21 protein-coding genes are annotated in these 20,699 nt (G+C 42.2%); 2 read left to right on the forward strand and 19 right to left on the reverse strand.

All coding sequences use genetic code 11. The features are described from left to right. Window positions 1–3: 3 nt before the first annotated feature. From rodZ to trmJ, 13 genes are all read right to left on the reverse strand, one after another. Window positions 4–951: a cytoskeleton protein RodZ gene (gene rodZ, locus F0226_RS15025; protein WP_171736392.1), complete on the reverse strand. Its 948-nt coding sequence runs from the start codon at window positions 949–951 to the stop codon at window positions 4–6. A gap of 419 nt (window positions 952–1,370) precedes the next feature. Beyond that, window positions 1,371–2,513: a bifunctional tRNA (adenosine(37)-C2)-methyltransferase TrmG/ribosomal RNA large subunit methyltransferase RlmN gene (locus tag F0226_RS15030; RefSeq protein ID WP_171736393.1), complete on the reverse strand. Its 1,143-nt coding sequence runs from the start codon at window positions 2,511–2,513 to the stop codon at window positions 1,371–1,373. A gap of 201 nt (window positions 2,514–2,714) precedes the next feature. Then, window positions 2,715–3,146 (reverse strand): nucleoside-diphosphate kinase, encoded by a 432-nt coding sequence (ndk, locus tag F0226_RS15035; protein ID WP_171736394.1) that lies wholly within the window; start codon window positions 3,144–3,146, stop codon window positions 2,715–2,717. Between the two features lie 105 nt (window positions 3,147–3,251). Next, window positions 3,252–4,547, reverse strand: coding sequence for an aminopeptidase PepB (pepB, locus tag F0226_RS15040; RefSeq protein WP_171736395.1), 1,296 nt, complete (start codon window positions 4,545–4,547; stop codon window positions 3,252–3,254). A 247-nt stretch (window positions 4,548–4,794) separates the two neighbouring features. After that, entirely contained in the window at window positions 4,795–4,995 is a 201-nt protein-coding gene (gene iscX, locus F0226_RS15045; protein WP_137374964.1) for a Fe-S cluster assembly protein IscX, read from the reverse strand. A gap of 40 nt (window positions 4,996–5,035) precedes the next feature. Beyond that, entirely contained in the window at window positions 5,036–5,374 is a 339-nt protein-coding gene (gene fdx, locus F0226_RS15050) for an ISC system 2Fe-2S type ferredoxin (RefSeq protein WP_137374965.1), read from the reverse strand. A gap of 20 nt (window positions 5,375–5,394) precedes the next feature. After that, entirely contained in the window at window positions 5,395–7,245 is a 1,851-nt protein-coding gene (gene hscA, locus F0226_RS15055; protein WP_171736396.1) for a Fe-S protein assembly chaperone HscA, read from the reverse strand. Between the two features lie 22 nt (window positions 7,246–7,267). Next, a complete protein-coding gene (gene hscB / locus F0226_RS15060; protein ID WP_171736397.1) occupies window positions 7,268–7,783 on the reverse strand; it encodes a co-chaperone HscB in 516 nt (171 codons plus the stop codon). Between the two features lie 71 nt (window positions 7,784–7,854). Further along, window positions 7,855–8,178, reverse strand: a complete 324-nt coding sequence (gene iscA / locus F0226_RS15065) for an iron-sulfur cluster assembly protein IscA (RefSeq protein ID WP_004735095.1) — start codon at window positions 8,176–8,178, stop codon at window positions 7,855–7,857. A 103-nt stretch (window positions 8,179–8,281) separates the two neighbouring features. Continuing rightward, entirely contained in the window at window positions 8,282–8,659 is a 378-nt protein-coding gene (iscU, locus tag F0226_RS15070) for a Fe-S cluster assembly scaffold IscU (RefSeq protein WP_137374968.1), read from the reverse strand. A 33-nt stretch (window positions 8,660–8,692) separates the two neighbouring features. Further along, window positions 8,693–9,907: an IscS subfamily cysteine desulfurase gene (locus F0226_RS15075; protein ID WP_050644450.1), complete on the reverse strand. Its 1,215-nt coding sequence runs from the start codon at window positions 9,905–9,907 to the stop codon at window positions 8,693–8,695. 27 nt (window positions 9,908–9,934) lie between these two features. Further along, window positions 9,935–10,456: a Fe-S cluster assembly transcriptional regulator IscR gene (gene iscR, locus F0226_RS15080; protein WP_137374969.1), complete on the reverse strand. Its 522-nt coding sequence runs from the start codon at window positions 10,454–10,456 to the stop codon at window positions 9,935–9,937. 116 nt (window positions 10,457–10,572) lie between these two features. Further along, window positions 10,573–11,301 (reverse strand): tRNA (cytosine(32)/uridine(32)-2'-O)-methyltransferase TrmJ, encoded by a 729-nt coding sequence (gene trmJ / locus F0226_RS15085; protein WP_171736398.1) that lies wholly within the window; start codon window positions 11,299–11,301, stop codon window positions 10,573–10,575. Between the two features lie 180 nt (window positions 11,302–11,481). Between trmJ and suhB the strand changes: the two genes are divergently transcribed. Beyond that, entirely contained in the window at window positions 11,482–12,285 is an 804-nt protein-coding gene (gene suhB, locus F0226_RS15090) for an inositol-1-monophosphatase (RefSeq protein ID WP_137375009.1), read from the forward strand. 413 nt (window positions 12,286–12,698) lie between these two features. Here suhB and secF read toward each other — a convergent pair whose 3' ends face one another. The 6 genes from secF to F0226_RS15120 form a co-directional block, all read right to left on the reverse strand. After that, window positions 12,699–13,646, reverse strand: coding sequence for a protein translocase subunit SecF (gene secF / locus F0226_RS15095; protein ID WP_171736399.1), 948 nt, complete (start codon window positions 13,644–13,646; stop codon window positions 12,699–12,701). A gap of 14 nt (window positions 13,647–13,660) precedes the next feature. Further along, the gene (gene secD, locus F0226_RS15100; RefSeq protein ID WP_171736400.1) at window positions 13,661–15,517 is read right to left on the reverse strand and encodes a protein translocase subunit SecD; all 1,857 of its coding nucleotides are present in this window, start codon (window positions 15,515–15,517) and stop codon (window positions 13,661–13,663) included. A 20-nt stretch (window positions 15,518–15,537) separates the two neighbouring features. Then, window positions 15,538–15,867, reverse strand: a complete 330-nt coding sequence (gene yajC / locus F0226_RS15105; protein WP_171736401.1) for a preprotein translocase subunit YajC — start codon at window positions 15,865–15,867, stop codon at window positions 15,538–15,540. A 117-nt stretch (window positions 15,868–15,984) separates the two neighbouring features. Next, a complete protein-coding gene (gene tgt / locus F0226_RS15110) occupies window positions 15,985–17,115 on the reverse strand; it encodes a tRNA guanosine(34) transglycosylase Tgt (protein WP_171736402.1) in 1,131 nt (376 codons plus the stop codon). Between the two features lie 216 nt (window positions 17,116–17,331). Continuing rightward, a complete protein-coding gene (gene queA, locus F0226_RS15115; RefSeq protein ID WP_171736403.1) occupies window positions 17,332–18,396 on the reverse strand; it encodes a tRNA preQ1(34) S-adenosylmethionine ribosyltransferase-isomerase QueA in 1,065 nt (354 codons plus the stop codon). A gap of 168 nt (window positions 18,397–18,564) precedes the next feature. Further along, on the reverse strand, window positions 18,565–19,734 hold the full coding sequence (locus F0226_RS15120; RefSeq protein ID WP_171736413.1) for a serine protease: 1,170 nt from the start codon (window positions 19,732–19,734) through the stop codon (window positions 18,565–18,567). A 249-nt stretch (window positions 19,735–19,983) separates the two neighbouring features. Here F0226_RS15120 and F0226_RS15125 point away from each other — a divergent pair, with 249 nt between their 5' ends. Next, window positions 19,984–20,442, forward strand: a complete 459-nt coding sequence (locus F0226_RS15125) for a CBS domain-containing protein (RefSeq protein ID WP_171736404.1) — start codon at window positions 19,984–19,986, stop codon at window positions 20,440–20,442. The last annotated feature ends 257 nt before the right edge of the window (window positions 20,443–20,699 follow it).

The raw sequence follows: 20,699 nt of genomic DNA on the forward strand, positions 1-20,699 counted from the left end.
ACTCTAAGGTAAGGTGATTCTTGCTACTTTGCCTGAAGTATACCCAGAAAGGTCGACAGGTTCACTTGCAAATGTCATTGATACACCTTCAGGTGCACCTAGAACCACTTTATATGGTGTGGTTCCTGAAAGGTTAAGCGATTGCCCTGCTTTTTTGATCCCAGTAGAAAGAGTGGCACCAGTGGCATCTTTGACTTGAATCCAACAATCGGCTTTAAACTGCATTACCAGTTCATTTAATATAGGTTCAACTTGTGCCGTGTTTTCTTCCACTAGCACGTCTTCAACTACAGAAGGCACCTTTGTGCTTACTTCCGCTGGATTGCTATCTGATACGTTAGTTTCACCTGACGCAGCTGCAGCAGTTGTAGTAGCTTGATCTGCACTAGAAGCAGTAAGTTCGAAGTCAGCAGTAAGCTCTTCAGGTGCAATCATCGATAAATCGGCTTCTGATGATGTATCTACCAACAGTTCTTCTTGTACTTGCTCTTCAACGACTGGCTCACTAGAGGTAACAGCTAAAGTATCTTGCTCTTGATTCTGCCACCACCAGATAGATGAAATCCCCGCGATCACAACAAAAATACCCCAAGTTAAGCTCATGATTCGGCTGTTGTGCTTTTCGGTATTAGTTTTACGGGAAAAGCTTTGCATTTCTTGTTCTTCATGCTGAGCATCGCCCGCATGATCCAGTGCATCTAGCACTACCTTTTCATCAACATTAACGCATTTTGCATAAGAACGAAGGTAACCTCGAGTAAAGGTAGCCACGAGATCGGATTCAAACTGGTTTTCTTCAATTTTTTGTATAACGGTAATGCGAAGTTTAAGTCGATCAGCAATTTGTTTTTGAGTCAGCCCTAGAGACTCACGCTTGTTCTTTAAAATTGTGCCAGCTTCTGGTCTTACCGTTGCATTTTGTGATGCTTGAATATCTTGTTCTGTGTTCATAAAAGTGAACTTCTAAAGTAATACTACGAATAATGGAGAACGTTTTTATTCTAATATGGCTCAATCAAATAGTTCGTAATAGATGGAAATTATTCTTGTTACTCAAACGTAATTTAAAAAGAAAACAACAGCAGTAGTGATACTTTGGCTGTTTTCACAGGTAACCAACCTAAATAGACAATTTCTGGTTTGAGCTACAAGCTAAAGCTTAAAACACTAAGCAGTATCAATCATAAGCTAATGCCATGACAAGGCAAAAACACTTTCAACGAAATTTACCGTTAGCTCAAGCTTTTGTCTAAAAATTAACTGAAAATGTAAGAAAACATGCAGTCACAGTCAAAATTGACAGAAATCTAGGAACTAAAAAGCAACAAGCCAGAAGTATTACCTCTGGCTTGTTTTCATTAGAATGGTGTTTAAACCGCTTTGACTTCGATAACGCCACCAGCGATAAGATTTGCTTCACTGGCTGCTTTAATCATTTTGGTTCGTTTCGTTCTGTCTATCACGTCACCAACTAATTGACCGCAAGCGGCATCAATATCATCACCACGAGTTTTGCGTACCGTGACAGTATAGTTGTATTCCATCAATGTTTTCTGGAAACGGTCAATACGAGAATTACTTGGTTTCTTATAAGGAGAACCTGGGTATGGGTTAAACGGGATTAAGTTAATTTTACAAGGCGTGCCTTTCATAAGCTCTGCAAGCTCACGAGCATGATCCATATCATCATTCACACGATCAAGTAAAACGTACTCAACCGTCACCTTACCGCGGTTTGCATTAGAAGATGCAATGTAACGACGAACTGATGCTAAGAAGTCTTGAATATCCCAACGATCATTAATCGGCATAATTTCACTACGAAGCGCATCATTCGGAGCATGAAGTGAAATAGCTAAAGCAACATCAATGTTATCAGTCATCTGATCAAGGCCTGAAACAACACCAGATGTTGATACCGTCACACGACGCTTAGACAATGAAAAGCCTAAATCATCCAACATGATTTCTAGTGAAGGTATTAGGTTCTTCATGTTTAGAAGAGGCTCACCCATCCCCATCATTACTACGTTAGTAATTGGACGACGACCGGTCTCTTTTTCTAAACCGATTTCACGAGATGCACGCCAGATCTGACCTACAATTTCAGAAACTTTAAGGTTGCGGTTAAAGCCTTGTTGAGCTGTTGAGCAAAATTTACATTCAAGAGCGCAACCTACCTGTGAAGATACACACAGTGTTGCTCGGTCACCATCAGGAATGTATACCGTTTCAACATCTTGGTCGCCAACTCGCATCGCCCATTTGATAGTGCCATCAGAAGAGTGCTGAGCATCAGAAACGATAGGAGCGGTAATCTCACATCTACGGATCAATTTCTCACGCAATTTTTTGTTGATGTTATTCATTTTTTCGAAATCATCGACACCAAAATGATAAATCCACTTCATCACTTGCTCTGCTCGAAACGCCTTTTCATCTAGCTCTTCTATGAAAAATTTACGAAGACCTTTACGATCAAAATCGAGTAGATTGATTTTAGCTGTGGTCATGATGCCTCTCAATGACGGAACGATAAATAAGGGCGCGAATTGTACAGCCTTTAGTCATTACCAACAAGTGTTGTAAAACCTTGAGTTTGGTAAGGCATTCAAACAAAAAGACTAATATTTAGACATTTGTTTATCGAGCCCTCCTTAAAACGAAAAAGACCCCACATAGTGAGGTCTAAGTATTCATCAACGTCTCTACATTTACTCAGGACGAGGGCAAATTTCTGAGTCAGGGAAGAAGAATTCAATTTCACGAGCCGCTGATTCAGGGCTATCGCTACCATGTACAGAGTTGTAACGCATGCTGATCGCGTAATCTGCACGGATAGTGCCACATGCAGCTTCTTCAGGGTTAGTTTTACCCATCAGCTCACGATAGCGAGCAATCGCGTTTTCGCCTTCAAGTACTTGAACCATGATAGGACCAGAAGTCATGAACTCTTTAAGTGGTCCAAAGAACTCTTTACCTTCATGTTCTGCGTAGAAGCCACTTGCTTGCGCTTCAGTAAGACAAACCATTTTAGCGGCAATAATCTGTAGGCCAGCCTTTTCTATGCGGTGGTAGATTTCACCAACAAGGTTACGCTTAACTGCATCAGGCTTAACAATTGAGAACGTTCTTTCTAGAGCCATAGGGATTCCTTCACTTCATTTTTTGTTATTAAATTCTGAAATTACTGAGATCATTCGATATCAGTTTATGAATAAGCGGTATCGATATACCGCTCACTCTTATTATTATTTTGCTTGGTCGGTAAGAAGACGAGCCAGTGTACGAACGCCCATGCCAGTCGCGCCTGCAGCCCATTTATCACTCGCTGACTTACGGTAAGTACCTGCGCAATCCATATGTAACCAACCTTTTTTGTAGTCATCTACAAAATAAGAAAGGAACGCTGCAGCGGTACTTGCACCAGGAGTGTAATCACCAGAGCTGATGTTTGAAAGGTCAGCAAAGTTTGAAGGCAACATACCACGGTGGAAATCAGCAAGTGGAAGTGGCCATAGCCCTTCTTTTTCTTGATTTGCCGCTGTTAACGCTTGGTGTGAAAGTTCATCATCAAAGCTTAAAAGTGCGTGATAATCATTACCTAATGCGTTTTTAGCTGCGCCAGTTAATGTCGCGCAGTCAATAATAAGCTCTGGGCTTTGTTCACAAGCATACATTAGACCATCAGCAAGTACTAAACGCCCTTCAGCATCAGTATTCATGATTTCTACAGTCTTACCATTTTTGTAAGTAATGATATCGCCAAGTTTAAGCGCACGGCCTGAAATCATGTTTTCAGCACAACATAGAATAAGTTTTACACGTTTATTCAAACCACGTTCAATAGCTAAACCAAGTCCGCCAGTGATTGTCGCTGCGCCACCCATATCGGCTTTCATCGCAGTCATAAACTGCCCCGGTTTGATGCTGTAACCGCCCGAATCAAACGTGATGCCTTTACCCACTAAACATGCAAATACAGGCGCGTTTTCATCACCAGTAGGGTTAAAGTCTAGTTGTAGCATCGCTGAAGTTCGTTCAGAACCACGACCTACTGCGTAAATACCTTGCCAACCTTCGGTCAACAAGTCTTTGTCTTTTACTACTTTAGCTTTAACCGTGCCTTGAGGCGCGACTGATTTAATATATTCAGCGGCCATCGTAGCAAGTTGGCGCGGAGCCACCTCTTCAGCGGTTTTGTTAATTACATCGCGCGTCCAATCAGTAGCACGAATACGGGCTTCTAGTTCTAATTGAGCTTCTTCAGATAGAGAATCCCATTCAATATTATTCGCTTTCTTCGGACCACGGTAACCTTGGTAAAATGCCCAAACACTTTCCAAATCCCAGCTTTCACCTTGAAGAGAAATAAATGCGATGCCTTGTCCGTCAAGCTTACGAGCTGCGCGCTGAATTGCGCCGAAATCATGCCCTTCACCTAAATGAATAGTCGCACCGTTTTCTGAAAACGATAAGATTGCTTTGTTTCCCCACTGAGGCTGGGCAGGTTCTTGACTTAAAAATACGGACATTTGTGTAGACATGTTTTCTCCTTGTCTTTGAATGATGATGACTTTATTCCAGTCACTCATGCCATTCAGATTATTCTTTATGAGCGACCTGATGTTAGCATTATGTAGAAGTAAAATGTCACTTTGATAAAAAAACGGACCATAAGGTCCGCTTTTTTTAGTAAGAATTGTTAACTTGGCTATATTTTCACAGAAGCCCTATTTAAAGCCTCCTACGAATAACTGAGTTACCTGATTCAGGAAGATTGCCGAATGGCAGTTAATCCATTTCATCCATCCAACATAGGATTACTGCTTCTAGGATTTTCTCATTTGATTTATTAGGTTCATCTTCAAACTCTTCTAAATCGAGTATCCATTGGTGAAGGTCAGTAAAACGTACCGTTTTAGGATCCGTCTCAGGGTATAAATCACACAACTCTATCGCGATATCACGTGAATCAGTCCATTTTAAGCTCATCATATTTCCTTATTCAGTTACTAGTGGCAACAAACGCGCTTTAATGCTCTTCAGAAGCAAGGTTCAACGTGTACTTTGGAATCTCAACAACTAGATCTTCTGCTGCCACTTTTGCTTGGCAACCTAAACGAGATTCCATCTCCAAACCCCATGCTTTATCTAGCATGTCATCTTCAAGATCATCACTCTCTTCTAGTGAATCAAAGCCTTCACGAATAACAATGTGACATGTTGTACACGCACATGATTTCTCACAAGCATGCTCAATACCAATGCCAGCTTTCAATGCTACGTCTAGAACGGTTTCGCCAGTTTTAGCTTCCAAAACAGCGCCTTCAGGACAGAGATCTTCGTGAGGTAAAACAATAATCTTTGGCATGTTAATCTATTCTCTAACTATTAAATATTATCGACTGACTGACCAGATAGTGCAGCTCGAATTGATTTGTCCATACGACGAGAAGCGAAGTCTTGGCTCGCTTTATCGGCATTTTTAATTTCAGCTTCAATGGCATCCGCACTGTCGCCATTACGCACTTCAATGAGCGCTTCGATAGCTTGAATAAGCTGTTGCTTTTCAGGTTCACTCAATAGTTCATCACCATCAGCTTCGATTGCAACAACTAAACCTTCGATAACACGGTCTGCTTCAACACGTTGCTCCGCTAAGGCACGCGCTTGCATGTCTTCTTTCGCGTAAGTCATCGAATCTTTAAGCATATTCGCAACTTCATCGTCACTTAAACCATAAGACGGCTTAACCTGAATTTCAGCTTGTACTCCGGTGCTCTTTTCCATGGCTGTAACAGACAACAGACCGTCAGCATCAACTTGGTATGTCACTCGAATATGCGCTGCACCAGCGGCCATTGGAGGAATACCTTTTAACGCAAATCGAGCCAATGAACGGCAGTCATCAACCATCTCACGCTCACCTTGAACAGTATGAACCGTCATTGCGGTCTGCCCATCTTTGAACGTGGTAAATTCCTGTGCTTTAGCGACTGGAATTGTGGTGTTACGTGGAATGATTTTCTCAACCAAACCACCCATGGTTTCAATACCTAACGAAAGCGGAATAACATCTAACAATAGCATCTCTGAATCAGGCTTATTACCAACAAGGATATCAGCTTGAATTGATGCCCCTATCGCAACCACTTCATCAGGGTTGATATCTGTTAGCGGTGTTCTTCCAAAGAACTCACCTACTTTGTTACGCACTAAAGGCGTTCGAGTTGAACCACCAACCATCACAACTTCAAGTACTTCATCCGCATCTACACCTGCATCTCTTAATGCACGACGACACGAAAGCAGTGTTTTCTTAACCAGTGGGTTAATTATTTCTTCAAACGTTTCACGAGTCAGTGAGCCTTTCCAACCTAATACATCAACATCTACGCTATCAGCTTGAGATAAACCGATTTTAGCTTCTGTTGCTGCATCTAATAAAATACGATTTTGCTCTGCCGTTAGGTCAGATAAACCGATTTGCTCTTGAAAGTGTTCCGCAATTAGATGGTCAAAGTCATCGCCGCCTAAAGCTGAGTCACCGCCAGTTGCTAGAACTTCAAAGACACCTTTAGATAATCGTAAAATAGAAATATCAAAAGTACCGCCACCTAGGTCGTAAACGGCGATAACACCTTCCTGACCAGAATCAAGACCATAAGCGATAGCCGCCGCCGTTGGCTCGTTCAATAAACGAAGAACATGCAGACCCGCTAAGTTAGCCGCATCTTTTGTGCCCGCGCGTTGAGCATCATCAAAATAAGCAGGGACAGTAATAACGGCGCCTGAAAGCTCACCACCTAAAGTCGCTTCTGCACGCTGACCAAGAGCCTTAAGGATATCAGCAGAAACCTGAATGGGGTTTTTAGTCCCTTGTTCAGTGCGAATAACCGGCAAGCCATTGTCACTTTCTTCAAACTGGTAAGGTAGTGATGGGTACCTTTGTTTAATATCCGCAAGAGAACGACCGATTAAACGCTTAACTGAAATGATCGTATTTTTGGGATCAACCTGAGCATGCTGGCGGGCTTCATTACCAGTTGTGTGAGATTCAGATTGGTAGTGAACGACTGAAGGCAAAATACTTCGCCCTTGATCATCCGTTAATGTGCTCGATTCACCACTGCGAACCGACGCAACCAATGAGTTGGTTGTGCCTAAATCGATACCTACTGCTAGCTTATGCTCATGAGGAGCGGAGCTTTGTCCAGGTTCTGCAATTTGAAGTAATGCCATGGATGTGTCCTTGTTAAACAAACTAGCCGATTAAACGGTCTTCGACTAATTCGATTTCATTCTTTAATTTTGCAATAAACTTGAGTTTTCTAACGCGATCTGCCGCTTCTAACCACGCTTCAGTTTCTAGTTCTTGTTCGATAGCTTTTAATTGTTGTTTATACATTTTGCTAACTTTACCTTCGAACGCAAAAAGGGCGTCTTCCGGCTCAGAACTGCCTGCAATGTCTTCTAATTCTTCTCGTAATTCCATCTGCTCCATTAGGAACATTGGATCTTGAAGCGTTTGCTGCTCACTGCGAATGTCCACACCATGCTGAACAAGCAGGTATTCAGCTCGATCAATAGGGCTTTTAAGGATTTGATATGCGTCATTAATTTGAGCGGCTTTCTGAACAGAAAGTAAACGCTCTCGCTCTGAAGCTGTTGCAAAGTTATCTGGGTGAAATTGACGCTGCAGTTCTAGAAACTGAGAAGAAAGAAGGCTACCATCCAGCTGAAACTGAAGTGGTAGCCCAAATAATTCAAAATGATTCATGTAAAGACGGTCCTAAATTCTAGGCTCTACAATAGAGCCTAACTCTATTCTTCGGCTACAAACCAAAGCACTTATACATTGAAGCTTTCACCACAACCACATTCGCCTTTCGCGTTAGGATTGTTGAATTCAAAACCTTCGTTTAGGCCTTCTTTTACATAATCAAGCTCAGTACCATCTAGGTAAACTAGGCTTTTTGGATCAATGATGACCTTAACACCTGAATGCTCAAACACTTCGTCTTCTTCGTTAAGCTCGTCAACGAACTCTAGTACATACGCCATACCTGAACAGCCAGTAGTTTTTACCGCTAAGCGTAACCCGAGACCTTTACCACGGTTATCTAGGAAAGCTTGAACTCGGCTTGCTGCCGTATCTGTCATGGTGATGGCCATACTACAACCTTGTGTTTTATATAAATTGAGAACTCAAGTGGGAGCACAAAGGGTACTCCCAAATATTACTTATTTTGTCGACGTGATTACAATATTTAAGCGATTAGTGCTTCTTTTTGTAATCTGCAACAGCTGCTTTGATTGCATCTTCAGCTAGAATTGAACAGTGGACTTTCACTGGTGGTAATTCTAATTCTTCTGCAATTTCTGCATTTTTAATCGCTGCTGCTTCATCAATACTTTTACCTTTAACCCACTCTGTAACTAGTGAGCTAGAAGCGATTGCGCTACCACAACCGTAAGTTTTGAATTTTGCATCTTCAATAATACCTTCAGCAGATACTTTGATTTGCAGTTTCATTACGTCACCACAAGCTGGAGCGCCAACCATGCCGCTGCCTACACTTGGATCTTCTTTATCAAACGAACCTACGTTACGTGGGTTTTCGTAGTGATCAATTACTTTTTCGCTATATGCCATGATAGTTACCTCGAATCCTCTAGTTCCTTGAGATTAATGATGAGCCCACTCAACGGTGTTCAGATCAATCCCTTCTTTATACATATCCCATAGAGGAGACATGTCGCGTAATTTATTTACCGCTACACGAATTTGTGCAATCGCGTAGTCGATTTCTTCTTCCGTAGTAAAACGGCCGAATGAGAAACGTACTGAACTGTGTGCAAGTTCATCGTTAAGACCAAGAGCACGTAAAACATATGAAGGCTCAAGGCTTGCTGATGTACATGCAGAACCTGATGATACTGCTAGATCTTTTAGAGACATAAGCAGAGATTCACCTTCAACGAAAGCGAAGCTCACGTTTAGGTTATGTGGTACACGTTGGTCTAGGTCGCCATTCACGGTTACAGCTTCAAGATCTTGAACACCTTTAAGTAGGCGCTCACGAAGTGCTAGTGCATGGTCGTAATCTTTCTGCATATCTTGTTTAGCAATAGCAAACGCTTCGCCCATACCCACGATTTGGTGAGTAGCAAGAGTACCAGAACGGAAACCACGTTCATGACCGCCACCGTGCATTTGCGCTTCTAGGCGAATACGAGGCTTACGACGAACGTACAAAGCGCCGATGCCTTTAGGGCCGTATGCCTTGTGTGCAGACATAGAGATAAGGTCAACTTTCATCTCTTTTACGTCTAGTGGGATTTTACCTGCAGACTGCGCTGCATCAACGTGGAAAATGATCTTGCGAGAACGGCATAATTCGCCGATTGCAGAGATATCTTGGATTACTCCAATCTCGTTGTTTACGTGCATGATAGAAACTAAAACCGTATCTTCACGCATTGCTGCTTGTAGCTTGTCTAGATCGATGATGCCGTTTGCTTCAGGCTCTAGGTATGTCACCTCAAAACCTTCACGCTCTAGCTGGCGACATGGATCAAGAACCGCTTTGTGTTCTGTTTTACACGTGATGACGTGCTTACCTTTCTTCTCGTAAAAGTGCGCAGCACCTTTAATCGCAAGGTTGTCAGATTCTGTTGCACCCGAAGTGAAAACAATTTCACGTGGGTCTGCATTCAGTAAATCGGCAATTTGCTCACGAGCATTATCTACAGATTCTTCTGCCTGCCAGCCGTAACGGTGTGAACGAGATGCAGGGTTACCGAAGTTCCCGTCCATCGTCATACACTGAACCATTTTTTCAGCAACACGTGGATCAACTGGGCATGTAGCTGAATAGTCAAAGTAAATAGGCAGTTTCATTTTCTACTCCAATGTAAAAACTGACCGCTAAGAGCGGGCATGTACACCGTTAGGTGCTGCACTAATCGTTGTAGTGCTCGTATTTTTTTGTGTAAAACCATTTGTAACCGCAAGATCGATATCTTGACGGTCTGAAATTTCTAACACTTCGTTATCTTTCATTAGCTCGCCGAGCGTAATGTCATTGAGAAAGCTACTAATACGGGAGCTTAAATCACGCCATAATGCGTGAGTTAAACAACGACTGCCACCTTGGCAATCTGCTCGACCGTGACACTTAGTCGCATCTACTGATTCATCTACCGCTGCGATAACAGTACCAACAGCAATGTTGTGAGCATCTTCACCTAAGCGGTAACCACCACCGGGACCTCGAACACTCGCAACTAGACCAGCTTTACGCAATTTAGAGAAAAGCTGCTCTAAGTAAGATAATGAAATACCTTGACGCTCTGAGATGTCAGCTAGAGGTACAGGGTTTGTCTGTGAATGCAGTGCCACATCTAGCATGGCTGTAACTGCATATCTTCCTTTAGATGTAAGTTTCATACCACACCGTATCCACATTGTTTATGTGGTTGGAATTTTTCCATACCTGACTAAAATGGTCAAGTATTTATTTGACTAATTTAGTCAAGTATTCATCCTTTTATTTTGTAAGGACTTTATTTGTTCTTTTGAAACTTCTCAATTGAGGTCAAAATACCACGTAAGGTATTGATCTCTTGAAGCTCAGGTCTAGCACGGCTAAATAAACGACGAAGTTTATTCATCACAAGCCCTGGCTTATCTTTAGAGATAAACTGGGTATCAATAATGACTTTTTCAAGGTGTTCGTAGAACATTTCTAATTCATTATGACGAGGATATTCATCTTGAGGTTGTTCAGAATACTGGCTAGCTTCTACATTAAGGTGAGCCACACGCACTTCATAACTTAAAGTTTGTACAGCCATCGCTAAGTTTAGTGAGCTGTATTCTGGATTTGCTGGGATGCAAACATGGAAGTGACATTTTTGTAGCTCATCATTAGTTAAACCAGTACGCTCACGACCAAACACTAATGCCACCGGGTGTTTTTGCCCTTCGATAGCAAACTTTTCACCACATTCACGCGGTTCAAGCATCGGCCACTCTAATGTTCTAGAACGTGCACTAGAGCCTACTACCAAACCACAATCTTTTACGGCTTCATCTAGAGTAGCAACAATCGTTGCGTTTTCTGCAATATCACCAGCACCTGCGGCTAGCGCTAAGGTCTGTTCATCAACCTCACACTGGGGATCAACTAATACTAATTGGCTTAGCCCCATCACTTTCATAGCACGAGCTGCAGAACCAATATTACCAGAATGAGATGTGCCGACTAATACGACTTTTACGTTGTCTAACATGCGAAATGACACCACTTAAAAAATAACCGCGAGATATTAACACATCACTAAGTAAAATGGTCAGAGGCTGGTGGTTATGTGAAATCGAAAGTTCAAAAAACAACCACTTCCCTTTTCCTAAAAGTTTGGTATACTCGCCGCCGCTTTAACCTGTTCTTTAACATCTTGTGGGAAAACCCTATGCATCCAATGCTAAACATTGCGATACGCGCTGCGCGTAAAGCTGGCAACCATATTGCTAAATCTCTAGAAACAACTGATAAGATCGAAACGTCTCTAAAAGGCAACAACGATTATGTTACCAACATAGCTGAAGAAGCTGAGTACATGATTATTGAGACAATCAAATCATCTTACCCAGAGCACAGCATTATCTCTGAAGAGAAAGGCCTGACTGAAGGTAAAGACTCTGACGTACAATGGATCGTTGACCCACTAGATGGCACCAACAACTTTGTAAAAGGTTTCCCTCACTTCTCAGTATCGATTGCAGTTCGCATGAACGGCCGTACTGAAGTTGCTTGTGTTTATGACCCAATGCTAAACGAGCTATTCACAGCTCAACGTGGCGCTGGTGCTCAACTTAACAACGCTCGTATGCGTGTTACTCAGCTTAAAGACCTTCAAGGCACTGTTATTGCAACAGGTTTCCCTTTCAAAGCTAAACAGCACTCTGAATCCTTCATGAAGATCATCTCAGGTCTATTCATTGATTGTTCTGACTTCCGTCGTACAGGTTCTCCTGCACTTGATCTATGCTACTTAGCTGCTGGTCGTGTTGACGGTTACCTAGAGCTAAACCTAAAGCCTTGGGATCTAGCAGCTGGCGACCTTATTGCTCGTGAATCTGGCGCAATCTTAACTGATTTTGCTGGCGGTACTGATTACATGAAATCTGGTAACGTAGTCGCTTCTAGCGCACGTGGTGTTAAGTCTATTCTTAAGCACGTACGTGAGCACGCAAACGAAGGTATGCTGAAGTAATTCGCATCTATCGTTAATACTACTCACTAGAGTAGACAAATTTGAAAGCCTCGCTGTTGCGAGGCTTTTTTGTTTCTATGGTTTGTATCAGCTCAGTACTTAGCTCTGGCATGAGGTTCGAAACACCAAGCATAAAAACGCCTAAGGTCGGTACTTATAATACGATGCATTAGCGTAACGTTGTTGATTTACGAGGCTGAACCTCGCCATAAGCAATTCCTTCAGAGTAACCAACTGCACACCATAATCAGTACAAGGCTTGTATGTACTAAGTGACTACCAGTGCAAATAACAGTACTGCAAACGCCTCCGACTATACTCATGAATCTGTTTTAGTATTGCTAATCGTATAAAACAAAAAACCGCTAGTTTCCTAGCGGTTTTTAAAATCATCTAAAACACCTTAGAAGTTTCTATGGCATCTCATCTAATTCTTCACCTTCTTTTTCAATTTGAGGTGGCATTAGGTGTTCACGTGTAATACCCAGTTTCAATGCTAGTGCTGATGCAACATAGATTGAAGAGTAGGTACCAACAGTAATACCTAATAGCAATGCTGTTGCAAAGCCATGAATCATAGCTCCGCCTTGCACAAACAGTGCAATTACTACGAACAATGTTGTACCAGAAGTAATCAAAGTACGGCTTAGAGTTTGAGTAATCGAATTGTTCATCACTTCAATAGATTCGCCTTTGCGCATCTTACGGAAGTTCTCACGAATCCGGTCAAATACGACTATCGTATCATTGAGCGAGTAACCGACTACCGTTAGCAATGCAGCAACAATGGTCAGGTCCACTTCAATTTGCATTAAAGAAAATACACCTAGTGTAATGATAACATCGTGCGCAAGAGCTAATACAGCACCTGCAGCTAGACGCCATTCAAAACGAACTGAAACATAGATCAAGATACAGATAAGTGAAACTAAAATCGCAAGACCGCCCGCTTCTGTCAGTTCATCACCAACATTTGGACCAACGAACTCAATACGGCGCATTTCAACTTGCTCGCCAGTTCCTTGCTCAATAGCAGAAAGGATCTGGTTTCCAAGTGTTTCACCTGCAACCCCATCACGAGGGCGCAAACGAACCATTACTTCACGAGCTGAACCGAAATTTTGTACTGTCGCATCACCGAAGCCATTAGCTTCTAGTGCACCACGGATATTTTGAAGATTCGCAGGGTCTTCAAAACCCACTTCAATCAAAGTACCGCCAGTAAAATCTAAGCCCCAATTCAACGATTTCGTTGATAGAGTAAAGATAGCAGTACCAATCATAAGTACAGATAGAACAACAGCAAACTTAGACCAACGCATAAAGTCGATCAGTTTGTCTGCTTTCATTATTTGAAACATAACTAATTCCAGCCTTAGATCGACAATTTCTTAATACGCTTGCCGCCGTACGCCAAGTTCACGATACAACGTGTACCTACGATAGCAGTAAACATAGAAGTTAAAATACCAATAGACAGCGTCACTGCGAAGCCTTTAATCGCACCAGTACCCACAGCAAATAAGATAATTGCTGTTAGTAATGTTGTGATGTTTGCATCTGCAATGGTACTAAATGCGTTAGCGTAACCTTGGTGAATAGCCTGTTGAGGATTTTTACCCTCACGTAACTCTTCACGAATACGCTCAAAGATAAGTACGTTCGCATCAACCGCCATACCGACAGTTAAAACAATACCGGCAATACCTGGCAGCGTCATAGTCGCACCCGGAATCATCGACATTACACCGATAATCAAAACAAGGTTTGCCATTAGCGCAAGGTTGGCAATGAAGCCAAACGTACGGTAGTAAAGCAGAGTAAATAGCATTACTGCAGCCATACCCCAGATCATCGCCATGATACCCATATCGATATTCTGCTGACCCATAGATGGACCAATTGTACGTTCTTCAACAATAGAAATTGGCGCAATCAACGCACCAGCACGTAGAAGAAGAGCAAGGTTGTGAGCTTCTGCAGCTGAATCAATACCCGTAATTCGGAAGCTACGACCAAGGGTCGACTGAATCGTCGCTTGGTTAATCACCTCTTCATGTTGAGTAAGAATAACGCTGCCTTCTGCATTTTTACGACCACTGTCTTTATACTCTGTAAATACGGTAGCCATAAGCTTGCCGATATTTTGACGAGAGAATGCGGACATTTTGCTGCCACCTTCGCTATCTAGCGAGATGTTAACTTGTGGACGACCATATTCATCAACACTTGAACTTGCATCTGTAATGCTAGAACCGCCAAGAATTACACGTTTTTTAAGCACAACAGGTCGACCATCACGGTCTTCTTTAATTTCACTACCAGCAGGGGCTCTGCCACTTGCAGCAGCGGCAAGATCAGCTTTGTCATCCACTTCACGGAATTCAAGCGTTGCTGTCGCACCTAGAATTTCTTTAGCGCGCGCAGTATCTTGAACACCAGGTAATTCAACGACAATACGGCTAGTGCCTTGTCGTTGTACAAGAGGCTCAGCAACACCAAGTTCATTTACACGATTACGTAAAATAGTGATGTTTTGTTCAACAGCATAGTTGCGAATTTCTTGTAGACGAGTATCAGTGAAAGTAGCAACCAAAGAAAAGCGACCGTTAGACTCTGAGTCTACAAACGTCATGTCTTGGTGTTTAGATTGAAGCAATGTTTTCGCTTCAGCTAACTGCTCTTCATCACGTAATAAGACTTCAACCGCATCTTTGCCTGATGGGCGAATTGCACGGTATCGAATCTTATCTTCACGAAGTTCACTACGAAATGCTTCTTCTTGTTGCCCCACAAGCTTTGACATTGCAGCGTCCATATCCACTTCCATTAAGAAGTGAACACCACCACGAAGGTCAAGACCAAGTTTCATTGGTGCAGCACCAATAGATTCAAGCCAACTAGGAGTAGAAGCCGCTAAGTTTAGAGCAACAATCACGTCATCATTTAATGCTTCGTTAATTACATCACGCGCACTAATTTGCGTATCGGTATCGTTAAAGCGAACAAGAATAGATCCGTTTTCTAAAGCAACGGATTTGGTAGAAAGGCTCTCTGCATCAAGAGCTTTGGTGACAGCATCCAGCGTCGACATATCTACAGAGGCGCCGCGCGCCCCTGTAACTTGAACTGCCGGATCTTCACCGTATAAATTTGGAAGTGCGTACAATGCAGCAATAGCGATGGTAAACACCACCATTAAATACTTCCATAACGGATAACGGTTTAGCACAGCGAGTACCTTCTAGCTGTTTATAGAGATTTCAGAGTACCTTTAGGTAGCACTGCTGTAATGAAGTCTTTCTTGATAACAACTTCATTATTTACGTTCAATTCAATTGAAACGTAGTCGTTGTCTTCAGCGATTTTAGTAATCTTACCAATTAGACCACCGCTTGTTAGCACTTCATCACCTTTAGTCATCGAAGCCATTAGGTTCTTATGCTCTTTTACACGCTTAGCTTGCGGACGGTAGATCATGAAGTAGAAGATCACAGCGAACATACCTAGCATGATTAGCATTTCGAAACCGCCACCTGCTGGTGCACCTTCTGCTGCTGCGTGAGCTTGAGAAATAAACATTAAAAACATCCTCTATTTATATTTTATTGATAATCCAACTAATTGGGTTGTATCCCTTTAATTTCAAGCCCTAACTCTGTGATTAGAGATAGGGCTCGCAAAAGAAATACTAAGAAATTATTTGCCTAGTGGCGGCACTTCGCGGTCACGACGAGCATAGAACTCATCAACAAACGCATCAAAGCGATCTTCATCGATTGCAGTGCGGATACTTTCCATCAGACGCTGGTAGTAACGAAGGTTATGGATAGTGTTAAGACGAGCACCCAAAATTTCATTACAACGGTCTAAGTGATGTAGGTACGACTTTGAATAATTTTGACAAGTGTAACAGTCACATTGTGGATCCAGTGGTGTTGTATCCAGTTTATGTTTCGCATTACGGATCTTGATCACACCGCCAGTCACAAATAGGTGACCATTACGTGCATTTCGGGTCGGCATAACGCAATCGAACATATCGATACCACGACGAACACCTTCAACTAAGTCTTCAGGCTTACCTACACCCATAAGGTAGCGAGGCTTATCTTCAGGTAGTTGTGGGCATGTGTGCTCAAGTACACGGTGCATATCTTCTTTTGGTTCACCAACAGCAAGGCCACCAACAGCATAGCCGTCGAAGCCAATATCCGTTAATGCTTTTACTGAGACATCACGAAGGTCTTCGTAAACGCCACCTTGAACAATACCGAACAATGAATTTTGGTTTTCTTGGCGGTCAAACTCGTTACGGCTACGATCAGCCCAACGAATAGAGCGTTCCATTGAAATACGAGCTTCATCGTGAGTCGCTGGGTATGGTGTACACTCGTCAAAAATCATCACAACATCAGAACCAAGATCGTATTGGATTTGCATTGACTTCTCTGCATCCATAAAGACCTTATCGCCATTTACCGGACTACGGAAATGAACGCCTTCTTCAGTAATTTTACGAGTTTTACCAAGGCTGAATACTTGGAAACCACCTGAATCCGTTAAGATTGGACCTTTCCAGTTCATGAAGTCGTGTAAATCACCGTGCAGCTTCATGATTTCTTGACCAGGACGCAACCATAAGTGGAATGTGTTACCTAGTAGGATTTCAGCGCCAGTGTCTTTTACTTCTTCAGGAGTCATACCTTTAACAGTACCGTAAGTACCTACAGGCATAAATGCTGGTGTTTCAACAGTGCCACGTTCAAACTGAAGTTGACCACGACGCGCATTACCATTTGTTTTTTTAAGTTCGTATTTTAATCTCACGAGACCTCCAATATGCCAGAGAAACAATCTGACCTTTATTTATAGTAAAGGTTATTGCTAGCGTCATGCTCGGTTATACCTAGCGATGAAGACGAAGCAGTAACCTTCACCTACGAGAGCGGTCGCGAATTCCTTGCGAAGAGATAAAGTTAAGAGAACTCAACCCTCTAGCATACTGCTAGCACTCGTTAATTTAATGAAGAAAACGGGTCTGCCTTAAAGGGCTAACTCACTGGTTTTCTTATTGATGAACATCGCATCACCATAGCTGAAAAAGCGATATTCACTGCTTACTGCATGATCATAAGCACTCATGACGTGATCATAACCAGCAAAAGCACTGACCAACATGATTAATGTTGATTCAGGTAAATGGAAATTCGTAATTAAGCAATCCACCAGCTGATATTCGTATCCAGGGAAGATGAATATTTCAGTGTCACCAAAGAATGGTACTAACTCAGTTCCATTTTTTAATGCGTCTTGAGCAGCACTTTCTAGTGAGCGTACTGAAGTAGTGCCCACAGCAATGATGCGCCCGCCACGTGCTTTTGTTGCAGAGATAGCATCCACAACTTCTTGTGGTACTTCTACATACTCAGCGTGCATGTGGTGATCATTAATATTATCGACTTTGACCGGCTGGAAAGTACCCGCACCAACGTGAAGTGTGACATAGGCAAATTCTACGCCTTTGTCTTTCATATTCGACATAAGCTGGTCGTCAAAATGAAGGCCTGCAGTTGGCGCTGCAACCGCACCTGGTTTCTCGTTATAAACGGTTTGGTAGCGCTCTTTATCCGCATCTTCATCAGGGCGGTCAATATAAGGAGGAAGAGGCATATGGCCGACGTCATTTAGAATATCTAGGACGCTCTGCTCTGAAGTAAAACGAATCTCAAAAAGCGCATCGTGACGAGCTACCATTTCAGCTTGGTATTCATCATTTTCACCGAGAAATAGTTTATTGCCAGGCTTTGGTGATTTAGAGCAGCGAACATGCGCAAGAATGCTTTTTTCATCAATCATTCGTTCAACAAGAACTTCTAGCTTACCGCCAGATTCCTTACGACCAAACAGACGGGCAGGAATAACACGAGTGTTATTAAAAACAACAAGATCACCTGGTTGAACCAAGTCTAAAACGTCTTTAAACGAACCATCGGTAATAGTGCCACTATTGCCATCAAGTTTAAGCAAGCGACTTGCTGTACGTTCTTCTTGTGGGTAGCGAGCAATAAGCTCATCAGGTAGGTCAAAGTGAAAATCTGAAACTTGCATTTTTGTGGTCTTGTCTGGTTATGAATGAGAATGCGACTAAAAATTTCGCAGTTGGCTAGTATAGGCACACAGCAGGCAATAGCAAGTTTATCAACAAGGGATTATTGTAAGAAGGAGTTATTATAAGAAGACAGGAAATAAGAGCCACAAAAAGTGGCTCTAGAATAATTAACGTCGTTTGAATATTCGAACTAGCGCCAAACTCAGTAGTAGAGTCAGCCAGTATGCGTTTATTCCACCACCATCTGGTTGAACATAATTGCAGTTCTTTGTTGAAATACTGTCATTACAGTCAGTTGGTGGGGTTGTGCCGCCGCCCGATCCTGGCTCACCATCAGGATTAGCAATAAAGTCAGGAGCAATAATAATAGAGGCGGGTGGCGTAGCCTGAGTTATATAACTTTGGACCCAATTATAATACGTGCTGATTTTGGTAAAAAAGCTCGGAATTGTGACCGAACCACACACTGGCATAATAATAGGGCCGCCACTAACAATACCGATTTGTAACCCTGTTACGTCATCCACTAATGGACCGCCGCTATCACCTTTACAAGCGCTGTTTCCGTATTGGGTGCGCTGATCAGGTTCAAGTGGCGTTACCTCATTAGGTATCGTACATAACTTAGTGATATTTACCGGTGAATCAATGATCCCAGGTATATCATTACCCGCTTCCAGCCTCTGGTAGCAATCTGAAATAGGCAAGAAAGTACTGGTTGTTTTACGTAAGAGAACAGACGGTTCAGCCGCTAAAGGCGTTGTCGTTCCCCAACCTGAAACCGTCACATTTTTATTTCTATAATTTGTTAATGTATTCGCATCCCACTCGGCAGTTAATCTTTGTTCAATACTTTGCATCAATTGAGGGGAAGCTAATTGAGACAAAGCAGCACCAGTCACAGGGCGATCCAAATATAAAAGCGCAATATCGCTATCTAAACCGGTGTGAACTAATTCACGGCTATTATCTGAGTTAACTTTAAACTTACTTAAACGCGTGTAATCAGGATGAACGACAACATGGCTAACGGAGTAATAATGACTCACATCGGTTGCATTCAGATCATACGCATTTGCGGTGATGGCTAATTCTCGAGGTGGCGTTACATAATAAGAGGATTCATCAATCCCTTCCCCCATCACGACGCAGTGAGCTGCCGTCATAACCCACTGCTCTGTAACTAGAGTTCCTCCACATATTGGGAATTCCGCCATATTACTGGCTCTTAGTGTCACTCTGCTGGTGACATCAGTATCCAACGTTCCTAAAACAATCGCATTCGCACTGCTATGAATGCTTATTGCAATAATCGCCCCTAGCACTTTCTTGAACATCATTTGCTTTCCGTAGCCATAAAAAACACATTTTCCATGACAACTCAGACATTAAGAATCCTAGTACAAGCAATACACGACAGAGTTCATATTGAGATATGTAAACCACAACCCCGACAAAGCCAAAATACTAAACGAGTCGCAAATCAATTAATTGTATAAAGCTAACTCAATAATGAGTTAGCTCTCAGATATTTAGAGGCTAAGAAACTATAGTCTATGGATAGACTAAAAAAGAAGGAGGTCAGTATGATCAAAGTTGAAGATATGATGACTCGCAACCCTCATACCCTATTACGCTCACACACGTTGGCTGATGCAAAAAATACAATGGATGCATTAGATATTAGGCACATTCCAGTCGTTGATGCAGACCGAGTACTGCTCGGAGTCATAACTCAACGAGATGTTCTTTCTGCTCAAGAATCTAGCCTACAAAATATCCCTCAAGCACAATCTTACACTCTTGCAACCCCACTTAAAGATGTCATGCACACCAATATCATGTCTGTGGAACCAAGAGCAGGTTTAAAAGAAAGTGCCATTTATATGCAGAAGCATAAAGTGGGTTGCTTACCTGTTGTAGATAACGGTGAGTTAGTAGGAATAATCACAGACAGCGACTTTGTAACCATCGCTATCAACTTATTAGAGCTACAAGAAGAGGCAGAACCTGAAGAAGTGGAAGTTGAAGCTATCGAGCAATAAAACCAATAAATAGCGGTTATTTCTTCAACACCCTCAAAATTGTCATAGTTTTATGACCTTATAAATAAACGCTGAGGATAAATGGATTCAGTTTAACGAGCATAGTTGCTCCGTAATTTAAGAAACGTAAACACTGAAGCCCCAAAATATAAAGGCTCTACTCAACATGAGCCTTTACTTTTTCTCCAATGCCCCATCATTCTTACTAATGAGAATAAATATATTTAAATCAACATACTGATGTATTTATTAATAAC

This window comes from Vibrio sp. 99-70-13A1, assembly GCF_013114625.1.
Taxonomy (GTDB): domain Bacteria; phylum Pseudomonadota; class Gammaproteobacteria; order Enterobacterales; family Vibrionaceae; genus Vibrio.

What these genes read in the sequence shown, in the direction of transcription:
- rodZ (WP_171736392.1), bottom strand. Translation starts at nt 951, where the DNA reads ATGAACACAGAACAAGATATTCAAGCATCACAAAATGCAACGGTAAGA.
- pepB (WP_171736395.1), bottom strand. Translation starts at nt 4,547, where the DNA reads ATGTCTACACAAATGTCCGTATTTTTAAGTCAAGAACCTGCCCAGCCT.
- queA (WP_171736403.1), bottom strand. Translation starts at nt 18,396, where the DNA reads ATGCAAGTTTCAGATTTTCACTTTGACCTACCTGATGAGCTTATTGCT.
- F0226_RS15125 (WP_171736404.1), top strand. Translation starts at nt 19,984, where the DNA reads ATGATCAAAGTTGAAGATATGATGACTCGCAACCCTCATACCCTATTA.
- ndk (WP_171736394.1), bottom strand. Translation starts at nt 3,146, where the DNA reads ATGGCTCTAGAAAGAACGTTCTCAATTGTTAAGCCTGATGCAGTTAAG.
- iscX (WP_137374964.1), bottom strand. Translation starts at nt 4,995, where the DNA reads ATGAGCTTAAAATGGACTGATTCACGTGATATCGCGATAGAGTTGTGT.
- iscR (WP_137374969.1), bottom strand. Translation starts at nt 10,456, where the DNA reads ATGAAACTTACATCTAAAGGAAGATATGCAGTTACAGCCATGCTAGAT.
- suhB (WP_137375009.1), top strand. Translation starts at nt 11,482, where the DNA reads ATGCATCCAATGCTAAACATTGCGATACGCGCTGCGCGTAAAGCTGGC.
- F0226_RS15030 (WP_171736393.1), bottom strand. Translation starts at nt 2,513, where the DNA reads ATGACCACAGCTAAAATCAATCTACTCGATTTTGATCGTAAAGGTCTT.
- iscA (WP_004735095.1), bottom strand. Translation starts at nt 8,178, where the DNA reads ATGGCCATCACCATGACAGATACGGCAGCAAGCCGAGTTCAAGCTTTC.
- yajC (WP_171736401.1), bottom strand. Translation starts at nt 15,867, where the DNA reads ATGTTTATTTCTCAAGCTCACGCAGCAGCAGAAGGTGCACCAGCAGGT.
- iscU (WP_137374968.1), bottom strand. Translation starts at nt 8,659, where the DNA reads ATGGCATATAGCGAAAAAGTAATTGATCACTACGAAAACCCACGTAAC.
- F0226_RS15075 (WP_050644450.1), bottom strand. Translation starts at nt 9,907, where the DNA reads ATGAAACTGCCTATTTACTTTGACTATTCAGCTACATGCCCAGTTGAT.
- F0226_RS15120 (WP_171736413.1), bottom strand. Translation starts at nt 19,734, where the DNA reads ATGTTCAAGAAAGTGCTAGGGGCGATTATTGCAATAAGCATTCATAGC.
- trmJ (WP_171736398.1), bottom strand. Translation starts at nt 11,301, where the DNA reads ATGTTAGACAACGTAAAAGTCGTATTAGTCGGCACATCTCATTCTGGT.
- secF (WP_171736399.1), bottom strand. Translation starts at nt 13,646, where the DNA reads ATGTTTCAAATAATGAAAGCAGACAAACTGATCGACTTTATGCGTTGG.
- hscA (WP_171736396.1), bottom strand. Translation starts at nt 7,245, where the DNA reads ATGGCATTACTTCAAATTGCAGAACCTGGACAAAGCTCCGCTCCTCAT.
- hscB (WP_171736397.1), bottom strand. Translation starts at nt 7,783, where the DNA reads ATGAATCATTTTGAATTATTTGGGCTACCACTTCAGTTTCAGCTGGAT.
- fdx (WP_137374965.1), bottom strand. Translation starts at nt 5,374, where the DNA reads ATGCCAAAGATTATTGTTTTACCTCACGAAGATCTCTGTCCTGAAGGC.